This window comes from Streptomyces sp. 13-12-16 (assembly GCF_002114215.1).
In the GTDB taxonomy this organism is placed as follows: domain Bacteria; phylum Actinomycetota; class Actinomycetes; order Streptomycetales; family Streptomycetaceae; genus Streptomyces.
On record NZ_NCTE01000878.1, the window covers coordinates 1 to 1,633 of the forward strand.

Below are 1,633 nucleotides of genomic sequence, written 5' to 3' on the forward strand. Positions count from 1 at the left end.
GAGCAGGCGGGCCCGGTCGGTGCCCTGCGCGGCGCTGTCGAGAAGGGCGCGCCGCAGGTAGCGGGCCGCGGCGTCGGGGGCGCCCCGGCGCAGGGCGGTGTCGGCGGCGGACCGCAGGACGTCCACGGTCCAGGGCTGGTGACGAGTGACGACGGCCATGAGCTGCGCGGCGACCCGCTCGGCGGGGCGGCCGGAGGTGTAGAGCAGCGCGGCCGCCTCGTCGTGGAGCTGCTCGCGCCGGACCATGGTCAGGGTCGACTCGACGGCGTCCCGTACGACCCGGTGGACGAAGCGCGGCTCGTCGTCCGCGGCGACGAGTCCGAGGTCCGCCAGGGTGCGCAGCGCCGCCGGGTAGCCCACGGAGTCGAGGCCTGCCAGACGGGCAACGTTGTCAGGGTCGACGTGGTCGCCGAACACCGCGATGGCGGCCGCGAGGTCACGGACCGGCTGGGCCTGGGTGCGCAGGATGCCGGCGAGACGCTCGCGCAACTGCGAGGGGCGCAGCGACCGTGCCCGGTCGGCGTGTTCGGCGAGCGGCCGCAGACCGGCGTGCTCCATGCCGAGCAGGATGGACATCAGGAACAGGGGGTTGCCGACGGCCGTCTCGTGACAGGCGTGGACGAAGGTGTCGTCGCCGGGCTCACCGAAGTGTTCGCGCACCAGCTCGCGGGTGGCGTCGAGGCTGAGCGACGCGGGCCGCAGGCACTGGGTGGCGGCCTCCCTGACTTCCCGCACCAGGGTGTGCTGGGTGCGGGGGTCCCCGTCGCGCAGGGCGCACACGACGACGGCCCGCAGACCGTGCAGCCGTTTGGCGAGGTAGGTGAGCCAGCGCAGGGAGGGCACGTCGGACCACTGGAGGTCGTCGACGAGGACGAGGAGTCTGCCGTCGGCGCTGACGTTGGCCAGGAGGGACAGCAGGCCGTGCAGGACCGCCTCGGTGGCCGCGGCGGCCTGGTCCGCTCCGGGTGAGGCGCTGTCGTCGGCGAAGACGTGCCGGGCGAAGGAGGCGTGGGCGTCCATCCAGCGGGCGCGGGTGTCCTCGGACGACTCGGACAGCAGGTTCTCGAAGAGCTGCCTGACGACTCCGAAGGCGAAGTCCTGTTCCATGGGCGCCGCGTTGGCCCGCAGCACCCGGATGTCGTCGTGGCCGTCGGCGAGCGCGGGCAGGGACCGCAGCAGGGCCGACCTCCCGATGCCGAGCGGGCCGGTGACCAGGATCAGGGAGGACCTGCCCCGGCCGGCGGCGGCCAGCGCCGCATCGACCAGGGACGTCTCGGTGGTGCGCTCCAGCAACATGCGGTCAGTCGTCCTCCGTGCCTTGGACCAGGGCGCGCAGGTCGTCGCGCCCCCGGATGCGAAGCTTGCGGTAGACACCGCTGAGGCGCAGCTCCACGGTGCGGGTGGTCACCGACAGCGCGGCGGCTATCTCCCGGTTGGCGAAACCCCGGACGGCGAGCGCGGCGGCGGCCCGCTCCCCCGGTGAGAGGCTCCGCCACGCGAGCACCGGTATGTCGGCGAGGGTCTGCGGGGGCACGGGAACGCGTGGCCGGCGTACCGCGGTGCCGGGCGGTCCGGCGTTTCCGGTGCCGGCTCCGCCCGTCACCGGTGCGGCGACGGCCGTCGCGCGGTCGGG

At 74.6% G+C, this 1,633-nt stretch carries 2 protein-coding genes; both read right to left on the reverse strand.

The window, feature by feature from the left end; genetic code table 11:
* Positions 1-1,296 (reverse strand): AAA family ATPase (locus B7767_RS31100; protein ID WP_179167359.1); only part of this gene is annotated, 1,296 nt, incomplete at its 3' end.
* 4 nt (positions 1,297-1,300) lie between these two features.
* The coding region (locus B7767_RS31105; RefSeq protein WP_143652719.1) for a helix-turn-helix transcriptional regulator at positions 1,301-1,633 on the reverse strand (333 nt) is incomplete at its 5' end.